The 16,103-nt window shown below is 68.5% G+C and carries 17 protein-coding genes and 1 tRNA gene; 7 read left to right on the top strand and 11 right to left on the bottom strand.

What is annotated here, in order from left to right; translation table 11 throughout:
• Positions 1–345 precede the first annotated feature (345 nt).
• From ACFYMC_RS18265 to ACFYMC_RS18255, 3 genes are all read right to left on the bottom strand, one after another.
• The gene (locus ACFYMC_RS18265; RefSeq protein ID WP_388525907.1) at positions 346–573 is read right to left on the bottom strand and encodes a hypothetical protein; all 228 of its coding nucleotides are present in this window, start codon (positions 571–573) and stop codon (positions 346–348) included.
• Between the two features lie 74 nt (positions 574–647).
• Entirely contained in the window at positions 648–1,997 is a 1,350-nt protein-coding gene (locus tag ACFYMC_RS18260; RefSeq protein ID WP_388525904.1) for a 6-phospho-beta-glucosidase, read from the bottom strand.
• 115 nt (positions 1,998–2,112) lie between these two features.
• Positions 2,113–3,108 carry a helix-turn-helix domain-containing protein gene (locus ACFYMC_RS18255; protein WP_388525901.1) on the bottom strand — a complete coding sequence of 332 codons (996 nt, stop codon included), beginning with the start codon at positions 3,106–3,108 and terminating at the stop codon, positions 2,113–2,115.
• Between the two features lie 400 nt (positions 3,109–3,508).
• Between ACFYMC_RS18255 and ACFYMC_RS18250 the strand changes: the two genes are divergently transcribed.
• From ACFYMC_RS18250 to ACFYMC_RS18235, 4 genes are all read left to right on the top strand, one after another.
• Positions 3,509–4,195, top strand: coding sequence for a helix-turn-helix domain-containing protein (locus ACFYMC_RS18250; protein WP_388525899.1), 687 nt, complete (start codon positions 3,509–3,511; stop codon positions 4,193–4,195).
• A gap of 116 nt (positions 4,196–4,311) precedes the next feature.
• The gene (locus ACFYMC_RS18245; RefSeq protein WP_388525926.1) at positions 4,312–4,818 is read left to right on the top strand and encodes a toxin-antitoxin system, toxin component; all 507 of its coding nucleotides are present in this window, start codon (positions 4,312–4,314) and stop codon (positions 4,816–4,818) included.
• A gap of 3 nt (positions 4,819–4,821) precedes the next feature.
• Entirely contained in the window at positions 4,822–6,015 is a 1,194-nt protein-coding gene (locus ACFYMC_RS18240) for an MAB_1171c family putative transporter (RefSeq protein ID WP_388525896.1), read from the top strand.
• Entirely contained in the window at positions 6,008–7,465 is a 1,458-nt protein-coding gene (locus tag ACFYMC_RS18235; protein ID WP_388525893.1) for an FAD-dependent monooxygenase, read from the top strand. The genes ACFYMC_RS18240 and ACFYMC_RS18235 overlap by 8 nt, the downstream gene beginning before the upstream one ends.
• Before the next feature lie 16 nt (positions 7,466–7,481).
• On the opposite strand, the gene ACFYMC_RS18230 is transcribed toward ACFYMC_RS18235, so the two are convergent.
• The 3 genes from ACFYMC_RS18230 to ACFYMC_RS18220 all read right to left on the bottom strand — a co-directional run bounded on the left by ACFYMC_RS18230 (position 7,482) and on the right by ACFYMC_RS18220 (position 9,414).
• Positions 7,482–8,258, bottom strand: a complete 777-nt coding sequence (locus tag ACFYMC_RS18230; protein ID WP_388525890.1) for a hypothetical protein — start codon at positions 8,256–8,258, stop codon at positions 7,482–7,484.
• A gap of 82 nt (positions 8,259–8,340) precedes the next feature.
• On the bottom strand, positions 8,341–8,487 hold the full coding sequence (locus tag ACFYMC_RS18225) for a hypothetical protein (RefSeq protein WP_388525887.1): 147 nt from the start codon (positions 8,485–8,487) through the stop codon (positions 8,341–8,343).
• Between the two features lie 507 nt (positions 8,488–8,994).
• On the bottom strand, positions 8,995–9,414 hold the full coding sequence (locus ACFYMC_RS18220) for a DoxX family protein (protein WP_388525884.1): 420 nt from the start codon (positions 9,412–9,414) through the stop codon (positions 8,995–8,997).
• Positions 9,415–9,529: 115 nt separating this feature from the next.
• Between ACFYMC_RS18220 and ACFYMC_RS18215 the strand changes: the two genes are divergently transcribed.
• Positions 9,530–10,765, top strand: a complete 1,236-nt coding sequence (locus tag ACFYMC_RS18215) for an FAD-dependent oxidoreductase (protein WP_388525881.1) — start codon at positions 9,530–9,532, stop codon at positions 10,763–10,765.
• An 89-nt stretch (positions 10,766–10,854) separates the two neighbouring features.
• Here the strand turns inward: ACFYMC_RS18215 and ACFYMC_RS18210 are convergent, their stop codons facing one another.
• The gene (locus ACFYMC_RS18210) at positions 10,855–11,670 is read right to left on the bottom strand and encodes a class I SAM-dependent methyltransferase (RefSeq protein ID WP_388525878.1); all 816 of its coding nucleotides are present in this window, start codon (positions 11,668–11,670) and stop codon (positions 10,855–10,857) included.
• A 121-nt stretch (positions 11,671–11,791) separates the two neighbouring features.
• Here ACFYMC_RS18210 and ACFYMC_RS18205 point away from each other — a divergent pair, with 121 nt between their 5' ends.
• Entirely contained in the window at positions 11,792–12,079 is a 288-nt protein-coding gene (locus ACFYMC_RS18205) for a DUF6332 family protein (RefSeq protein ID WP_388525875.1), read from the top strand.
• A gap of 1 nt (position 12,080) precedes the next feature.
• Here ACFYMC_RS18205 and ACFYMC_RS18200 read toward each other — a convergent pair.
• Together ACFYMC_RS18200 and ACFYMC_RS18195 are read right to left on the bottom strand one after the other, a co-directional pair.
• Positions 12,081–12,168 (bottom strand) — tRNA-Leu (locus ACFYMC_RS18200).
• Positions 12,169–12,274: 106 nt separating this feature from the next.
• Entirely contained in the window at positions 12,275–13,213 is a 939-nt protein-coding gene (locus ACFYMC_RS18195) for a beta-ketoacyl-ACP synthase III (RefSeq protein WP_388525873.1), read from the bottom strand.
• Positions 13,214–13,472: 259 nt separating this feature from the next.
• Here ACFYMC_RS18195 and fdhD point away from each other — a divergent pair, with 259 nt between their 5' ends.
• On the top strand, positions 13,473–14,330 hold the full coding sequence (gene fdhD / locus ACFYMC_RS18190; protein ID WP_388525922.1) for a formate dehydrogenase accessory sulfurtransferase FdhD: 858 nt from the start codon (positions 13,473–13,475) through the stop codon (positions 14,328–14,330).
• A gap of 37 nt (positions 14,331–14,367) precedes the next feature.
• On the opposite strand, the gene ACFYMC_RS18185 is transcribed toward fdhD, so the two are convergent.
• The gene (locus ACFYMC_RS18185) at positions 14,368–14,778 is read right to left on the bottom strand and encodes a (2Fe-2S) ferredoxin domain-containing protein (protein ID WP_388525870.1); all 411 of its coding nucleotides are present in this window, start codon (positions 14,776–14,778) and stop codon (positions 14,368–14,370) included.
• Positions 14,779–14,850: 72 nt separating this feature from the next.
• Positions 14,851–15,894: a bile acid:sodium symporter family protein gene (locus ACFYMC_RS18180; protein ID WP_388525868.1), complete on the bottom strand. Its 1,044-nt coding sequence runs from the start codon at positions 15,892–15,894 to the stop codon at positions 14,851–14,853.
• Positions 15,895–16,103 lie beyond the last annotated feature (209 nt).

The following is a 16,103-nucleotide window of genomic DNA, read 5'->3' as shown; positions in this document are numbered from 1 at the left end:
CATCAGCTGCTCGAGCACAGCCTCGACCTGCTCCGGCGGAATCTGCCCGTCGCCAACGGCCTCGGATATCTGAGTCTCAGTCACGCGATCTTGCCTTTCCGACCCGGCGGGGCCAACCCGGCCCCGCCCAAGTCATCAGATCACGGACTTACACGATCTTCCGGACACGCCCTCGTGCTCGTTGGGCGATCCTCTAACGAACACAACTACTCGTCAGCTTCCGTGATGCCTTTCTCTAAATGGCCAAGCCTTGGGCCGCCCGTACGCGGTCGAAGCCGCCGCGGGCCTTGTTCTGCGCGAAGCAAGTGGGTTGGCTTGCGGTGGGCTTGGTGGGGAGGCGGGTCCTTAGGGCCACCCGTTCGAGGAGGGAGTCGCAGGCGCTTGCGCCTCTCCACCTGGTGAGGGGTTCGATTCTGCGACCAGGTTCTGGGCGATGGTCGCGTAGCGGATCGCAGCGGTGCGGGACATGTTGAAGACCGGGGCGAGGCACAGCGGGTCGGTGCCCACGGTCGGTGCCTCGTGCAGTATCCGGTCGCCGCGGATGCGTTCGAGGTAGACCCCCTGGTGCAGCAAGTGCCGCTGGAGGTACCCGGCGCTGACGGGCTCGTTTCCCAGGGCGGTCTTCGCGTTGGTTGGCCTGCCGTATGTCAGCCCTTCAGGTAGGCGAGACCGGGATGGGCCACTAGATAGCCGGTGAGCAGGCGGTCCGCCACACTGACCGAATCCACCAGTGGATGCAGGGCGAACGCCTTGACGGCCCTGGAACGCGAGCCGCTCTCGGCCGCCGCCAGCACCTCCCGCTCCACTGCCTTGACCGCACTGACGAGGCCTGCCGCATGGCCCGGCAGCGGATCGACGGACACCGGGTGTGCACCGTTGGCATCGACCAGACAGGGCACTTCGATCACGGCGTCCGCATCGAGCACGGACAGCGCCCCGCGGTTCGCCACGTTGAGGATGAGCGTCGCTCGCTCGTCCCGAGCGATGGCCCGCATCAGGGAGAGGGCGACCCTTTCGTAGCCACCACCGGTCTCCAGGTCCGCCTCGTCCCGCGCACCGGCGCCCGCTGCCAGACGGCTCTCCGCCATGTAGGTGGCTTCCCGCTCAGCCCGCGTCCGGTCCCAAGAGGCCCAGGCAGCGCACTCCGGGTCAGCGGCGCGTGAGTAGAAGGCCTCCTGCTGGTCCCGCAGGAAGGCGCCTCGGGTCTGGGCTGCCTCCCGGTAGGCTCGTACGGTTTCACGGTTGAAGTAGTAGTAGTACAGATACTCGTTGGGGACCGCGCCGAGGGATCTAATCCATTCGGAGCCGAAGAGGCGTCCTTCCTCAAAGGACTCAAGGGCCTCGCCGTCCGCAAGTAGACGGGGCAGTTCGTCCCGCCCGTCGATGCGCAGACCCCGGACCCATCCGAGGTGATTGAGCCCGACGTAGTCGACCCAGACCCGCGCGGACGGCGCACCGCCGAGCGCTCGGGTCATTCGTCTCCCCAGGCCGACCGGGGAGTCGCAGATGCCGATCACCCGGTCGCCCAGGTACCGGGCCATCGCTTCGGTGACCAGACCAGCGGGGTTGGTGAAGTTAATGACCCAGGCATCGGGCGCCAACTGCGCGATCCGGCGCGCGATATCCCAGGCGACCGGCACGGTGCGCAGTCCGTAGGCGATCCCGCCCGCACCTACCGTCTCCTGGCCCAGCACGCCCTCGTCCAGCGCGATCCGTTCATCGGCTGCGCGCCCGTCCAGGCCGCCCACCCGGATGGCGCAGAAGACGAAGTCGGCTCCCCTCAGCGCCTCGGCGAGGTCCTGCGTGGCGGCAACGACGGGAGCGTCCGGCACCCCCTCGGCCTGGTCCGCCAGCACCCGGGCGATCGCGGTGAGCCTCCCCGCATCCGGATCGTAGAGGGTCACCTGGTTGACGCGGCCCTCGGCATGGTCCCCGAGCAGAGCGTCGTACACCAACGGGACGCGGAACCCGCCCCCACCGAGAATCGTCAGCTTCATGTGCCCATCACCTTCCCCCGGTACCGCGGCAACTGCACCCGGCACCAGCACCTGTGACATAGTCCGGGGCCTCGCCGTCCCCCGTGGAAGGCGTGCCCCGTACCAGTGTCGACGGTCAGATGGTCGGCGTGGGGACAGCGCGCAGGCGTGGTGTGCTGCGCTGCGGTACGGCACCCGACCGATGACCCGCAAGTGATCCTCGGCCCGCACCGTCGGTGGAGAGCACCAGCGTCATCCGGGTGAAGCCCATCGCCTGCAAGGTCCGGCTCGATTCGGCAACCATCCGGCACCGGGCCACGCCCCACCGGGGGTCGGGATGGCGCACCGCGCGCACCGCTCCGTCGCGTTCCACGGCCTCCGGCCCGTACGTGGCCAGCCAGTGGGGAACGCCATAACGATAGGCCGCCTCCATGAACGGGTCCCTGGCGATGTCCTGGCGGATGTAGCGCAGCGCCTGGTCGTCGGGCGCCTCTGTGAGGGCCGTCGCGAACTGGGCGAGCAACGGCACGCACCAACTCGGTTCGTGGTCCTCCAGGACGCTTCCGGCGTCCGGGTGGAAGAGCACGAAGCGCAGGAAGTTGTCGTCCGGCAGGGCGGTGGGATGCGGTCGGACCCCGGCGAAGAGCTGGTCGAAGGCCGAGTTGGTGAGGGCCACGTCCCAGTGGTCGTCGATGAGGAAGGCCGGGTAGGGGACGGACTCCATGAGAGCGGCGTAGTCCCGCAGGTAGTCGCGCTGGGACGGATCCTCAGGGAGCCGGCTGGCCTCCTCGGATCGCCACGGCTGCGGCGGCTCACGGTCCGCGAGGATGCGGAACAGCCAGAACCGCTGCTGTTCGGTCATCTCCAACGCCTGTGCCAGAGAGAGGAGTTTGCGATCCGTCCATTCCTTGACCAGGCCGCGCTCCCAGTTGCCATAAGCACGCACGCTGATCCGCAAGCGTGCGGCGACGTCCTCCTGGCTGAGGCCGAGTTCTTCTCGACGTTGACGCAGGATCTCCTTGCGCCGCTCGGATCGTACGGTTCCGCGGCCGGCCGCCGCGTCATGGCCCAGCGGGTCGCCGGCTGCTTCCACCAGGACGCCGGACTCGCCCACCGCTGCGAGATGTGACACCGAGAGCTCCCCCTTCTCACGGTCTTCTGCCTACGGCTGTTCGTGGTGAAGCGTGTGCCGCCACCGATAATGCTTGAAGCGTGTAGCACTGCGGAACAACGGAACAGTCGCGAACGGCAGGATTGAACGACAGGTACGAAAGACAACTACGACAAGTTCGACAGGCGGTTGCATACACAGGACGCGCAACCGTTCCCGATGGACGGCGATGACCACTACCGTCCCGCGATCCTGCTCTCCACCTCCTTTGAGTGTCAACTATTGTGGCAATTCCAGCCGAGCGACACAGTATTTGCGCCACAGCTGTGGCAAGTTCTAGTCGCAAGCCTGGAAGCGGGCTAGCCTCCGAGTGGCCCACCACGTGCCCGTCCCGACCTCACGTGATCTAGGAGAACCACTGGTGACAGACGGCTTCCAGGCTCCCGTCCCGGTGGCCACCGGCGCCCTGGCGGCGACCGCTGCCCGGGTGACCGAACTCGCGGACAAACTCGGCCGAGCACACGCCGAGGTGTTGAACCCCAGCCACCTCTCGGAGTCCTCCGGGGTTCCCGAGGATGTCGTCAAGTCTCTGTTGGGTGGAAATCAAGCCGGCGAGCCCGATGTGCAGGCCCGCTTCCTCCAACGCCTCGACCTGCTGCGACGCACCCGCCTGAAGCCCAATGGACGGCGCTACACCCAGCAGGAAATCGCCGATGGGGCGGGCATGTCACGCCAGCAGGCCGGTGCCCTCATCAACGGCGACCGGCGCCCCACCATGGAACACTGCGACGCGATCCAGCGGTTCTTCGGTGTCCACGCCGGGTTCCTCACCGCCCACGACGTGGACGCCCTGACGGACGCCCTGCTCCGCACCGAACAGCAACTCCTCCAGGACTTCGCAGGTCGCGAGCCGGAGGCCGTCTCGGCGGGCGGACCACCTGCCGCCGACCCACTGGCCCGCCTACTCCAGGACCACGGGATCAGAGGCATCGCCTGGCGTGCCGCCCAACTCCCCAGCGACAAGCATCGAGACAAGGTCACGGAGTGGCTGGACATGCTCCTCGAATCCGTGAAACCGGCCGATGCGGTGAAACAGACCGAATCTTGAATCCCGCCCCGGGTCCTGGTCGTGAATCCTAAGGTCCTGAGTCCGGATCCGAATCTGCGCTTACAGGGAGAACGGTGAGCATAGGCAGAGAGCAGCGGCGGCTGTGCGCGGAGTTGATGGCCGGGATCAAGCTGCCCGCGCCCGCACAGCCCACAGAACTCTACGCTGCGCTGTGCGAGGGTATGAGTCACCACCGCGGCCGGCCGGTACAGTTCCGCATGGCCTCGTTCCCGCCGGGGACGGCCAGTGGGCTCTGGCTGGACATGGCCGACCGCGATCTGGTCGTGATCGAACAGCACACCGCACCAGATCATCAACTAGTGATTCTCGGACACGAGTTGTGGCACATGAAGGCAGGACATTGCAGTCACCACGTCGACGGCGCAGCGGTTGCCGCACGGCTCCTCTCGGATGAGGCGGATCTGCGCGAGACCGTACTGCGGGTCGCGGCGCGCACCCGTTCGGACCTGTCGGAAGAGCGAGAGGCCGAGAGCTTCGGGCTGCTCCTCGGCAGCAAGTGTCGTCCTTGGCTCGCTGGTTCAGCGGGTCGGACTCCGGTGCGGCGAGACGATCTGGCAGGGCGCATCGAAGCTTCGCTGGGATACCGAGGGCCGCAGGGCTGAACGTTGAACGGCCCGGACTACTACATCCCGGCGGGTGCACTGGCCATTTCGCTCGCTTTCAAGTTGCCTGCACTCAGGAGCAACTGGCGTGACCCACTGCTGCGTTCGGTCTGCGCACTCTTGGCCCTGGCGGCCTTGGTCTTCGCCTTCGCGGCGCCTCCCACCATCGCCGCGGTCAATCGCTGGACCGGGATCCCCAACTTCTCGGCACCACTGGTCTACTGCCTGATCACGGCATTCAGCGCCAGTTGCCTGATCCTCATCGTCAACTGGCGGGGCGGACCGGCCGAGGACACCCGTCGCGTCTCGCGCCGCTGGATGGCGCTTTACGGTGCGGTGATCGTGGCCTTGGTCATCCTCTTCGCCCTCGGGGAAGCTCCGCAGGAGCGGCTGCGTGACCTGGACACCTATTACGCCAACACCCCGTACGTCCGGGAGATGATCGTCCTCTACCTGATGGCCCACTCCCTGGCGGCTGTGGTCATGACGTACCTGTGCCTGCGCTGGTCGCTTCAGGTCCGGGGGTGGCTACGGTGTGGGCTGGTGATCATCGTCATCGGTTACCTGTTCAACCTCAGCTACGACTGCACCAAGATCATCGCTGTCGTCGCACGATGGTTCGACACGGACTGGGACTTCCTGAGCACCTACCTCGCCCCGCCTCTGGCATCCGTAGGAGCGCTCGTCAGCGCCATAGGCTTCGTGGTACCTCTGGTGTTTCAACGCGTCTCGGACAGTTGGCGGAACTGGACGACGTATCGCCAGCTAGGCCCGCTGTGGCACGAGCTGCAGGGCGCTGCGCCCCAGGGCACCTCGCTGGTACGCATTGCCTGGTGGTCACCCGCTGAACTACGCATCACCCAGCGCGAGTCGGATATCCACGACGGATTCCTCCACCTCGGGCCATACTTCGACCAGGGTTTCCACTCGGGGGCCTACCACCAGGCTCTCGCGGAAGGCGCGGGGCCAGAAACGGCCCGTGCGGTGGCCGACGCCGCGATGGTGGCGGCGGCGCTGCACGCCCGAACCGCCGATCCGGAGGGGCGGGTCATCGGTAACGCCCAGGAACAGCAGCCACCATCCGGCCACGGTCCACGCGATCTCGTGCGCATCTCGCAGGCCCTGCGCCACTCGTCCGTTGTCGAAGCAGCCCGCCGACGTGCGGCGGTAAGGTCAGGGAGCGGCCCCAATGAGTAGCGAAGACTCCAACAGTCGCAATCGGGCCGGTTCTTCCCCGACCGCCAGGCATGCCGTCGTCATCGGCGGCAGCCTCGCCGGGATGCTGGCAGCAGCAGCGCTCGCCCCGTACGTGGACGAAGTGACCGTGGTCGAGCGGGACGTCCTGCCGGCCCGACCCGAAGCGCGCCGAAGCCTGCCCCAGGCCCACCACGCCCACCTCCTCTGGTCGGGTGGTGCCAGGGCGATCGAGTCGTTGCTCCCCGGCACCACCCGCCGCTGGTTGGCCGCCGGGGCCCGGCGAATACCCCTGCCGACGGGTCTGGTTTCACTGTCGGCGAGCGGCTGGTTCCGTCGCTATCCGGAGATGGAGTTCCTCATCGCGTGCAGCCGGGACCTCCTCGACTGGGTGGTTCGTGATCAGGTGATGGCCCTGCAAAGGGTCACGGTGCGCACCAGCACCGAGATGCTCGGCCTGACGGGAAGTGCCGGGCAGGTCACCGGCGTACGGATCAAACCGCGCGGCGAGCCGGAGCAGACCCTTCCCGCCGCTCTGGTCGTCGACTGCGGCGGGCGCGCGTCCCGGGCGCCTCTGTGGCTGGAGGAACTCGGGGTGGGCCCCGTTGCGCGTGTTGAGGTCGACTCGGGTCTGGCTTATGCCAGCCGCATTTTTCACGCTCCGGCCGGTACCGAGAACTTCCCCATCGTCAACGTCCAGTCCGACCCGCGGGTCCCGGTCCCGGGGCAGACGGCCACCATCATGCCGATCGAGAACGAGCGTTGGCTGGTGACCCTTTCCGGCACCAGGGGAGGTCAACCGAGCGGGGAAGCCGACGAGTTCGAGGCGTTCGCCCGCGGTGTTCGGGACCCCGTGGTCGGCGAACTCATCGCCGAGGCGAAGCCGCTCACCGAGGTCGCCGTCACCCGGAGCACCGTCAACCGCCGTCACCTCTTCGAACGGACGAAGCAGTGGCCCGAGGGGTTCGTAGCCATCGGCGACTCCGTCGCCACGTACAACCCGGTCTACGGACACGGGATGTCGGTCGCGGCCCAGGGCGTCCTGGCCCTGCGCCAGCAGTTGGCCGATCACGGCGGGCCCGGCGGAAGCCCCCTCCACAGCGCCGGCTTCGCCCGCCGTGTCCAACAGGCGGTGGCACGCCCCGTCTCCACGGCTTGGGACTTGGCAACCGGCCAGGACATCCTCTACCCCGGAGCAGTCGGCCGGCAGCCAAGTCTCACCGCGAAGGTCTTGCGCCGCTACGTGGACCGACTGATGCTCACGGCGACGGGCCGCCCACTCGTCACCAAGACCCTCTTCGAGGTGATGACCCTCAGTGCGCCGACCACGGCACTGCTACGACCTGAGGTGGTGTACGCGGTCACGCGCGGCACCAAGGCTCCCCCACTGACCGCTCCACCCCTCACCGAAGCGGAGCGGCGGTTCCTGGACCGGACGGACGCGGGAACCTGACGCCGATTGACGCCACTCACCGCACCACAGCAGCAGTGACGGAAGGGAACAGATCCTCGAACGGCGCCGCGGAGTCGAATCCGGAGCGGCCGAAGGGGGCGTCGAAGCTCCACACCAGGAAGAGCAGGAAGACGATCAGTGCGCTGAACAAGCCGGCGAGCAACAGCTCCCGTGAGGAACGGCGGATCTGGAGGGCGAAGATCAAACCGATGGTGACCACGGCACCCGTGCCCAGCCCGAACCAGACCACGCCCGGCAAGGTCGCCTCAGCGCTCTGGGTACGGGAGTGCCGCGCATCGTCGGCGACGGCGATGTGGTCCAGGAGGGGCTGGTACGCCTGCGCCTGGAGTTCGTCCTTCGGTTCCTGATGGGTGACGTCCGTGCGGAGCTGTCCGAGCAGTTCCGCGCCCCGTGGCGAAGGGGGCTGGTTGTCCACCATCAGCGGCCAGTCGACGCTGACGGTGTGGGCCACGTACGCGCCCACTTCCTCCCTGATGCGGTCACGAACCGGTGCCGGGTAGACCTCGGCCCGCTGGGTGACCTCGTACAGGGACTGGGCTTCACGCCGCACGTCGTCCTCGGCGGCACCACGGGCCTCCCAGACCCCGGCGATGGCCAGCCCGAGGACGATCGCGTACACCACGCCGACCATCATGGTCATGTACTCGATGACGTCGGGGGTCTCACTGGTGTCCTCGTCCTCCGCGGCCCTGCGATGGCGCAGCACCGTGAAAGCGAGGACGACGGCGCAGACGAGCGCCATGGCGATGGCCAGGACCAGCCATTCGGACACGTGGGGTCTCCTGGATTGTTCGTGGTTGCTCATGGACTGCGATGCGGACAGGTGGCCGGTGGGGTCAGCGCACCGCGCGACCTTAGGCGCGGGGGCGGAGGACCGCCGCCGCGAGGACGGCCGGAGTGGTGACGACAGCCATCAGCATCACCGTCGACATCCCGTCCGGGCCCCGCTGGCGCAGGGCGACGGAGCGATAGGGCCGCACCTTGAAGGGGACGTCGGGCACCGGGGACTTCCGGGGAACTGCTGCCGGGGCGGTGGGCCCGCCCTCGTGGCCGACCGGGGCGGGCGCGCTCCGCCTACGGGGAGGCACCACGGCCTCCGACACGGCCGGTGCTTGCATCGGGGCCGCGGTGGCGTTCCTGGCCGGTCGCGGGGCAATCGGCGCCGCATCGGACGCAGTGGGCGCCACCGTCTCCGCAGGAGCGTCGGGCGCAGAGCGAACGCTCCTCGTGGGGACGGCTCCCACGGCCACCGGGGCCTGCTCTGGTGTCAACTCCGAGGCAGCGCAGTCAGCCGCGCCGAGGCTCAGCCGAGACGGCACCGGCCCCACGTCCGTGCCGCCGAGCGCACCCGGGCAGGGGCAGAGAATCGCAACGAAACCGGCCCCGGCCAGGTACTGCCACGCCACCACCGGACTGTCACCCTTCCTCCGACCACCGCATCCGGGCGCGTCCCGCGCGGAGCGCACCCAGCAGAAGAAACGATCAGGAGCGGAGTTCGATACGGCGCGTCAACCGATGCTCAACGCTGGTCCGGTGAGGGTCAGCCCCAGGTCGTGGCAGGCGTAGGCGAAGAGTACGAACAAGATCAGGGCGCCGCCACCGAGCGATACGTCCTTCATGAAATGGACGGTCTCCAACTGCTTGGCCTGCGGGTCGCTCTCCCTCCAGAAAGCGTGCATCACCAGGGCGGTCGTGAACACGAACGCCGCAAGCAGCAGCGCACCGATGTCACCCCACACCCCGAGCACCACCATCAGCGAGCCCACCAGCATGAGCAGTCCACTGAGCAAGGTGGCCGGCTTCGCCGCCGGCAGCCCGCGCGAGGCGGCGTACCCGGCCATCGCCTCGGTGTGGGCGAGGTGGTTGGCGGCTGAGCCTAGGAAGATGAGACAGAAGAGTATGCGTCCGATGAGCACCAGGACATCCATGACTTCCTCCCGGAATCCCGATGATTGAATCCTAACTTTCCAGCTGGGGTCCGGCCCGCCCGAACCGCCTCACCCTTTACGTAATGCACATGGTCGACCACCTAGTGTGACATCCATGGGACATGGGAGTACTACCTGCTGCATCACGGGCGGCGGCCCTGCCGGGATGGTCCTCGGGCTACTGCTGGCCCGAGCGGGGATCGAAGTCGTGGTGCTGGAGAAGCACCGCGATTTCCTGAGGGACTTCCGGGGTGACACGGTCCATCCCTCCACCTTGGAGGTACTGGATGATCTAGGCCTGGCCGAGCGCTTCCTGGCCCTGCCGCACCGCCGCGCCCCAGCCATCTCCCTGATCACTGACGCCGGCCCGGTAACCTTCGGAGATCAACGCCAACTCTCGCGCACTTTCCCCTTCTTGGCCTTCGTACCGCAATGGGACTTCCTGTCCCTGCTCGCCGAGGAAGCCGCCCGCTACCCGAACTTCCACCTGCGCATGGGCGCCGAGGCGACGGACCTCCTGCGCGCCGGCGACCAGGCAGTGGGGGTGCGCTACCGGGACGAAGGGGGGACGCACGAGCTGCGAGCCTCCTTGACCGTGGCCGCAGACGGACGGAACTCCACACTCCGGACACCCGCCGCCTTGGTCCCCCGCGACTTCGGCGCACCGATGGACGCCCTGTGGTTCCGCCTTCCACTGCGCCCCCAAGACCCGGCCGACACCTTCGCGAGGCTCGGCCACCAACGGATACTGGTGGGCATCAACCGGGAGACCTACTGGCAGTGCGCGTACGTGATCCCCAAGGGTGGCTACGGAGAACTGCGCGCCCGGGGGGTCACCCAGCTCCGCTCAGGGGTGGGCCGGATGGCGCCCTGGCTGGGCGACAGGACCGGTGAGCTCGACTTCGACCGCACCAGCATGTTGGAGGTCCGGGTCGACCGGCTCCGCCGCTGGTACCGACCGGGGTTGCTCTTCATCGGTGACGCCGCGCACGCGATGTCACCGATCGGCGGAGTGGGCGTCAACCTCGCGGTCCAGGACGCCGTGGCCGCCGCCAACCAACTGGCCGGACCGCTTCTGCACGCAACCGTCACCGCCTCGGACCTCGCGGCGGTACAACGGCGCAGACTGCCACCCACCGCCTTGGTGCAACGCCTCCAACTGGCCCTGCAGAGCCGCTTGGTCGCACCAACCCTGCAAGGACAACGCCCCTCCCGCCCACCGATGTTCCTCAAGGCCGCCGCTCGGGTGAAGCCGCTGGGGAGGCTGGTCGCCCACATGGTGGGCTACGGGCCACGCCCGGAACGCGTGCGGACACCGGCAGTGCCAGCGAACCGTAGCGGCCCCGAGTGAGCCGCCCATCGCGGGGTGCCGAAGCCACAGGCCGCGAGTACGCCAGCCCGCTCCGGCATCCGGGTCGCGAGGATCGGACCGGACGGCCCTCACCCTTGGGTGGCATCGACCGCCCTGCGCCCCCGTACCGCCCAGGCTCTGGCAGCGAGCCGGATGGAACCATCCGGTCGCCTCGCAAGAGCATCACTGAGCGCGTGGCGCACCCGTTCCCGGTCAGCGGGGGCCAGCGTGGCCACGTAGCTCGGGGCGGGGCCCTGCCCCGCCAGGAGGGGCTCCCACAAGTCAGCGAAGTCAGGGAAGACGGTCGGCACCTCGATCGAGGTGGTTGACACCTCCACCAGGCCCGCTTCACCCCACACCTCGCGCAGCGCCTCCGGCCGGCACAGGGAGAACCGGCGGGCCTCATCCCATGGGGACGCGGACGCATCCACCCCGACAGCGGCGTCCCAGAAACTGCGAAGCAACTCCATGCCCCCGGCGTAGTCCCATACATAGCCAGCGATCAGACCGCCAGGCCGGACCACCCTTGCCATTTCGGCCACCGCGGTGGTCGCCGCGGGAAAGAAGTTCAAGGCCAGACCGCTGAGGGCCACGTCGCAGGCTGCTGCCCGTAGCGGAAGTGACATCGCGTCCGCAACGACGAAGCACGCCGGGGCCGGAGCCCCACGGCGGGCGGAGCGCACGAACCCCTCGGACCGGTCGGCCCCCACCACCGATCGCGGACGGCACCGGGCGGCCACCACAGCCGACAGGGCACCGGTACCGCACCCCACGTCCACGTAACGCAGACCGTCCGGGCAGTTGAGCCATGCCGTGAACTCCTCCGCGACGAGACTGCTCCACCGGCCCATGTACCGCTGGTAGGCCCCGCCGACCGCCCACACGTCGAACCGCTCGTTCTCCACGACCCCACGCTCCCGGTCCCGGTGCCTCACGATGAAGAGCTACCACGGCCGCTGCACGATCGCCACGCAACCAGTGTCGCCTCGCCAGACGAGGGCATGAGCCGTAACGCCTGCCTGCCTGATGGACTGCCAGACAGCCGCCACGCAATTCTTCAGCCATGACGACGAGACGACGGAGCCAGGCCGAGGAGACGAGATCCCCGTTGAGATCGGCTACGCGCTGCTGAGTGCAGGCTCCCTCGGCGCCGTCGTGTTCGCCACAATCGCGGGGTCGGCCGCGGTCTGGCACCTGCCTCCCATGTTCGAGAGGTTCCTTCTGGTAACCGGAGCCTGGGCCGCTGGAGCTCTCGCGGTTGGTCACGCCACAGCCGGAGAAACAGAAAAACCCCAGATCAACTGGGGTTTTTAGCTGGTGTCCGAGGGGGGACTTGAACCCCCACGCCCGATAAAGGGCACTAGCACCTCAAGCTAGCGCGTCTGCCATTCCGCCACCCGGACTAGGTGGTCGGCCCCGGTCTCCCGCGGCGACAGAGACAACAATACCAGGGGTTTGGAGTGCCACTCACCCGCATATCCGCCGGTCAGCAGGGTGCAGGGCTGGGTGTCAGGGGCAGCGGACGACCTGACCCGCGTACGAGAGGTTGCCGCCGAAGCCGAAGAGCAGGACCGGGTCTCCGGAAGCGACCTTGCCCCGCTGGATCAGTTTGGACAGGGCCATGGGGATGCTCGCCGCAGAGGTGTTGCCGGACTCGACGACGTCCCGGGCGATGACCGCGTTGACTGCGCCGATGCGCTGCGCCAGGGGCTCGATGATCCGCAGGTTGGCTTGGTGGAGCACGACGGCGGCCAGGTCCTGCGGGGCGACCTCGGCCCGCTCGCAGACCTTGCGGGCGATCGGGGGCAGCTGAGTGGTGGCCCACCGGTAGACGGACTGGCCTTCCTGCGCGAAGACCGGCGGTGTGCCCTCGATCCGGACGGCGTGCCCCATCTCCGGGACGGAGCCCCACAGCACGGGTCCGACGGTCGGCTCGTCGGCGGCCTCGATGACCATGGCCCCTGCCCCGTCGCCCACCAGCACGCAGGTGGTGCGGTCGCTCCAGTCAGTGATCTCGGCCATCTTGTCGGCCCCGATGACCAGGGCGCGGGTGGCCGAGCCCGCCCGGATGGCGTGGTCAGCGGTGGCCAGGGCGTGGGTGAATCCGGAACACACCACATTGAGGTCCATGACGGCCGGCGATCCCATGCCCAGGCGGGCGGCGACGCGGGCGGCCATATTGGGCGAACGATCAATGGCCGTGGAGGTGGCTACCAGCACCAGGTCGACGTCGGCGGGGTCGAGCCCCGCTTGGGCCAGCGCCTTGCCGGCCGCCTCGGCCGCGAGTGCGTCGACTGGTTCCTCGGGACCTGCGATCCGGCGGGTCTCGATGCCCACCCTGGTGCGGATCCATTCGTCGCTGGTGTCGACGAGGGCGGCGACGTCCTCGTTGGTGAGCACCTTGGCGGGCTGGTAGTGCCCGAGCGCCACCACACGTGAGCCGGTCATGAGCAGGTCCCCCCTGGTACGGAAGCACGGAATGCACCACGCGGAGGGTTGATCCGGAAGACCCTGGGACCGCGCAGCAGGAATCACCCAGCTTCGCCGCCTACCCATGGGTACGGGGGCATGTGACCCAACAAGATCCGTGGAGCCGAATTGGAGCTTCCGCAGGAGGGCGGAGGCCAAGGCCCCTATGCGCGTCCCTGCGTTCTCGGATGCAGGACAATGGGTCTTCGAGGGCGACGGAACGGGGCTGGCGGAGGACATGGGACGGGTCACCGAGCGTAGGCGTGTCATCCGCGTCCGGGACGGCGTGAGGAGTGTACGCGCGGACACCCTGGTCGCCGAGGAGCCGTTGGAGATCCGGCTGAACGGCAGGCCCCTGGCCATCACCATGCGCACTCCCGGTGACGACTTCGCACTGGCGGCCGGTTTCCTGGTCAGCGAGGGAGTGATCGGGGCCGCGCACGAGGTGCGCTCCATCGTCTACTGCGCGGGTGCCACCGAATCGGGCTCGAACACCTACAACGTGGTGGACGTACGCCTCGCCGAGGGGGTGGTGGTGCCCGAGATCACGTTGGAGCGGAACGTCTACACGACGTCCTCCTGCGGACTGTGCGGCAAGGCCAGCCTGGACGCGGTGCGTACCGCAAGTCGTTTCGTGGACGGTTGCGCCCCGCCGGACGCACTGCGGGTGAGCACACGCGTCCTGGCCGCGCTCCCGGACCGGCTCCGGGCGGGGCAGCAGGTGTTCGAGCGAACGGGCGCGTTGCATGCGGCGGCGCTCTTCTCCGCCGAAGGCGATCTCATCGACCTTCGGGAGGACGTCGGCCGCCACAACGCGGTGGACAAGATCGTCGGGCGCGCTCTGCGGGAGGACCGACTCCCTTTGGGTGACTGCCTCTTGATGGTTTCGGGGCGGGCCTCCTTCGAGCTGGCACAGAAGGCCGTGATGGCCGGTATCCCGTTCCTGGCCGCGGTTTCGGCGCCCTCTTCGCTGGCAGTGGACCTGGCAGCAGAGACAGGTCTGACACTGGTGGGGTTCCTGCGCGGCTCTTCGATGAACGTCTACACGGGTGAGCAGCGGCTCGTGTTCGACCAGGAGGCTCGCGATCCAGACTGAGGCCCCGGCTCGCCGGACCCACGGTCAGTGCGTGTCGTCAGCGACGGCGGGTCCGAGCCTCGGCCGGGGCGTCGATCAGTTGGAGTTCAAGGGTCGCGGAGGGTCGGGCCAGGCCTGGCCCACCGCGGGTGGCCCAGTCCAGGATGTCGTCGGTGGCGGCGTCATCGAGTGCCCATCCGACCCAGCTCGCGCGCCCGCCTCGACGACGGCCTTCCGAAGACGGCATGACCACCACCACGTTGGCTTGGCCGCAGGGCCCGAGGCACTCGCTGGTGCGCACGGCCAGCCGTCCGCCCGAGCCCGCGGCGGCGGCGGCGAGCCGGGCCAGCTGACCGGCGTGGTCGGTGCCGGGGTGCTTGCGCGCGTCCCCGCAGCAACAACCGCGGCAGACGACGAGGGTGCAGGGGCGCGCGGCCGTTCCACGTATCCGAGGCAGGTCAGAGGGCATGGTTGCACGTTACCGGTAGATGCGGGGCCCATCGGGCGGCGGGTGCTGGGGCGTTGGGGGCGTACGGGGGTTTCAGGAGCGCGAGGCGCTGAGCGGGCCGGCGGGATGGGGGCCCTCGACCGAGGTGGTGGCCGGGGGTCGGTGCGCGGCGCGGCTGCGGGCGATCACCGCACAGACCATCAGCTGCATTTGGTGGAAGAGCATCAGGGGGAGGACTGCCACGGCTGCCTGGCCATCGAACAGGACGCTGGCCATGGGGAGTCCGGCGGCCAGGCTCTTCTTGGACCCGGCGAACTGGATGGCGATTCGGTCGGCCCGGTCGAAGCCGAGTCCGCGTGCGCCGTACCAGGTCAAGGTGAGCATGGCGGCCAAGAGTGTCGCTTCCACGAGAAGGAGGACACCCAGCCTCGGTGGGCTGATCTGGTGCCAGATGCCTGCTGTCATTCCGGCACTGAAGGCGGTGTAGACGACGAGCAGGATCGAGCCGCGGTCCACGAGCCCGAGGCTCCTGCGTCGGCGCAGGACGAACTCCCCGATGCGGCGGCGCAGCAGTTGGCCGAGGAGGAAGGGTACGAGGAGTTGCCCGGCGATCTTCAGCAGGGAATCGGCCGAGAGTCCTCCGGCGTACCCGCCGAGCAGGGCGGCAGCCAAGAGTGGGGTCAGTGCGATGCCGACGAGGCTGGAGAAGGACCCGGCGCAGACCGCGGCGGGGACGTTCCCGCGGGCCAGGGCGGTGAATGCGATGGAGGACTGGATGGTGGACGGCACCAGGCAGAGGAAGAGCAGCCCGCGGTAAAGGTCCGGGGTCAGTAGTTGGGGCACCAGGGCGCCGGCAGCCAGCCCGAGGAGCGGGAAGACCAGGAACGTGGCGGCCAGCACGGTGAGGTGCAGGCGCCAGTGGCGCAGTCCGTCGAGGGCCTCGCGGCTGGAAAGCCGGGCCCCGTAGAGGAAGAACAGCAGGGCGACCGCGCCGGTGGTGGCTGCGTCCGCGGCCACCGCTGCGCCTCCGCGGGCGGGCAGGAGTGCGGCCAGGGCGACGGTCCCCAGCAGCGCGAGGAGGTAGGGGTCGACCGGTAGCCGCAAGGGCAGGCGCGGTAGAAGGCGGAGTCGGGACATGCGCGCTGCTCTCTCCGTTCGTTTCGGGGCCGTCGTGGAAGGGCCATCGTCTCCCGGCCTGACAGCCCTGAGGTATCCCGGTCTCACCAGCCGGTCCCGGTGCGTCTCCACATGGAGTCCGGGTGAGCGGTCTGCAGAGATCCCGTGCAGATTCCTATGGAGTACCGCAGTACAGCCTCTGACCTGTGGCGATGGCGTTGTTACGGGAT

The sequence above is a fragment of the Streptomyces sp. NPDC006879 genome (assembly GCF_042869595.1).
In the GTDB taxonomy this organism is placed as follows: Bacteria; Actinomycetota; Actinomycetes; order Streptomycetales; family Streptomycetaceae; genus Streptomyces.
This window is presented reverse-complemented; position numbering and strand designations above follow the sequence as displayed.

Bases quoted from the DNA above. Each gene is read 5' to 3' on its own strand.
- ACFYMC_RS18220 (WP_388525884.1), bottom strand. From the start codon at position 9,414: ATGGATGTCCTGGTGCTCATCGGACGCATACTCTTCTGTCTCATCTTC.
- ACFYMC_RS18235 (WP_388525893.1), top strand. From the start codon at position 6,008: ATGAGTAGCGAAGACTCCAACAGTCGCAATCGGGCCGGTTCTTCCCCG.
- ACFYMC_RS18180 (WP_388525868.1), bottom strand. From the start codon at position 15,894: ATGTCCCGACTCCGCCTTCTACCGCGCCTGCCCTTGCGGCTACCGGTC.
- ACFYMC_RS18260 (WP_388525904.1), bottom strand. From the start codon at position 1,997: ATGAAGCTGACGATTCTCGGTGGGGGCGGGTTCCGCGTCCCGTTGGTG.
- ACFYMC_RS18205 (WP_388525875.1), top strand. From the start codon at position 11,792: ATGGACTGCCAGACAGCCGCCACGCAATTCTTCAGCCATGACGACGAG.
- ACFYMC_RS18185 (WP_388525870.1), bottom strand. From the start codon at position 14,778: ATGCCCTCTGACCTGCCTCGGATACGTGGAACGGCCGCGCGCCCCTGC.
- ACFYMC_RS18215 (WP_388525881.1), top strand. From the start codon at position 9,530: ATGGGACATGGGAGTACTACCTGCTGCATCACGGGCGGCGGCCCTGCC.
- ACFYMC_RS18195 (WP_388525873.1), bottom strand. From the start codon at position 13,213: ATGACCGGCTCACGTGTGGTGGCGCTCGGGCACTACCAGCCCGCCAAG.
- fdhD (WP_388525922.1), top strand. From the start codon at position 13,473: ATGGGACGGGTCACCGAGCGTAGGCGTGTCATCCGCGTCCGGGACGGC.
- ACFYMC_RS18245 (WP_388525926.1), top strand. From the start codon at position 4,312: ATGGCCGGGATCAAGCTGCCCGCGCCCGCACAGCCCACAGAACTCTAC.